We start from the raw sequence: 2,129 nt of genomic DNA, 5'->3' as shown, positions 1-2,129 counted from the left end.
GTCGGGAACTCGACGAAGGAGGTGGCCGGGACGGCGAAGTCCAGCTCCTCGCCGAGCCGGGCGACCACCTCGATCAGCACCAGCGAGTCCAGGCCCAGGTCGAAGAGGTTGGTGTCCAGCGCCGCCAGGTGACGCCCGCCGAGCACCCTGCCGATACCCTCCACCAGATAGTCGGTGACCAGGTCCACGTTCTGCCGCCGGTCCTCGGGATCGAACCTCGCGAGCAGCCGCTCGGCGTCCTTCGACGCTGCGGCCGTGGTGTGGGCACCGGGCTCGACCCAGTGCCGACGCCGCTCGAAGCGGTGGGTCGGCAACGGGACCCGGCGCACCTCGCTGCCCGCGTGCACGGCCGCGAAGTCGAGCTCGGCACCGAGCACCCACTGCTCCCCCGCCAACCCGAACAGATACGCCAGACCACCCGCCCCACCATCAGCGGGCGCCAGGTGCACCGGATGTTGGCCGTCCTCGGCGAGCTGGTCCAGCCACTTTTCCGGCAATGGGGCCGCGGCCGAGGTCCAACTCGCCACCGACAGGCTCTCCTCCTCGGTCAGCCAGCGGCCGGTGGCCACGTTCAGCACCGGCAGTCGCGGCGCGGCGAGACGGCCTGGCGTGGTGCCCTCGGCCAGCGCGATCGCCTCGGTGAGCGGCAGCGCCTGGGCGATCGCCGCCGCCACCGCCAGCCCGGCACCGGAACCCGCCAGCCCGGCGGGCTCCACACCCCAGGCCAGCAACGCGGTGGCCAGCGCGTACTCGTGAACGAAGCCGGCCCGCGCACCGTCCTCACCCAGCACAGCCTCCACCGCACCGGGCCGGCCCAACGCGGCGGCACAGGCCTCGACCGCCGCACGGTAGTGCGGCACCGCCTCGCACAACTCCGCGCTGTCGGCGGGCGCGGCCCCGGCGCCGGTGAGCACCAGGACGGGCGCGGTCGCCTCGCGGCCCACCACACCCTGGCGCAGCTGCTCCTCGTCGCCCAGGGCCAGCGCCATGGCCACCTGGCGGGTGCCGCGGGCCACCAGCGCGAGCCGGTGCGGGTGGCTGCGCCGGCCCAGCCCGAGGGTCTGTGCCACCGCGCCCAGGTCCAGCTCACGGTGCTGCTTGAGGTGGCGGCCCAGCACCGCCGCGGCCTGCTTGAGCGCGGCCTCGGAGCGCGCGGACAGCACCAGCAGCTCGCAGTCGCGCCCGCGCGGGGCCGCGCTCCTGGCCGGCGGCTCCTGGAGCACCACATGAGCGTTGGTGCCACCGATCCCGAAGGAACTGACCCCGGCCCGGCGCGGCCCCTCGACGGCCGGCCACGCGGTGGCCTCGGTGTTGACGAAGAACGGACTCGCCGCGAAGTCGATGTCCGGGTTGGGCGCGCTGTAGTGCAGACTCGGCACCAGGGTGGCGTGTTCCAGCATCAGCGCCGTCTTGATCAGACCCGCCAGGCCCGCCGCGGTGTCCAGATGGCCGATGTTGGTCTTCACCGAGCCCAGCGCACAGAACCCGCTCCGGTCGGTGCCCTGACGGAACGCCTCGGTGAGCGCGGCCACCTCGATCGGATCACCGAGTGGGGTGCCGGTGCCGTGCGCCTCCACATAGCCGATACTGTCCGCCTCGACGCCGGCCACCTCCTGCGCATCCGCGATGACCTCGGCCTGCCCCGCGATGCTCGGCGCCGTGTAACCGGTCTTGTTCGAACCGTCGTTGTTGACCGCCGAACCCTTGATCACCGCATGGATCCAGTCCCCGTCGGCCAGCGCCTCCTTCAGACGCTTGAGCACCACCACACCCGCACCACTGCCGATCACCGTGCCCTGCGCCTGAGCGTCGAAGGCCCGGCAGTGACCGTCCGGCGAGAAGATCATCCCTTCCTGGTACTGGTAGCCCTCCTGCGAGCCCAGATGCACCGCACCCACCAGCGCCAGCTCGCACTCACCGCTCAGCAGCGCCAGACAGGCCGTGTGCACCGCGACCAGGGAGGTCGAGCAGGCGGTGTTGATGTTCAGGCTCGGGCCGCGCAGGTTGAGCTTGTAGGAGACCCGGGTGGCCAGGAAATCCTTGTCGTTGGCCAGCATCAACCGGTAATGATCGATCGAGTTGGCACTCCGGTAACGCTCACCGAGGTTGTGCAGCAGGTAGGTGTTCAT

General features: G+C 71.5%; 1 protein-coding gene. It reads right to left on the bottom strand.

Annotated features, from left to right (window positions below; translation table 11 throughout):
- On the bottom strand, nt 1–2,129 hold a 2,129-nt coding region (locus tag ACFZB9_RS36860; RefSeq protein WP_391454534.1), incomplete at both ends, for a beta-ketoacyl synthase N-terminal-like domain-containing protein.

It is taken from the genome of Kitasatospora sp. NPDC008050 (genome assembly GCF_042957465.1).
Classification (GTDB): Bacteria; Actinomycetota; Actinomycetes; order Streptomycetales; family Streptomycetaceae; genus Kitasatospora.
This window is presented reverse-complemented; position numbering and strand designations above follow the sequence as displayed.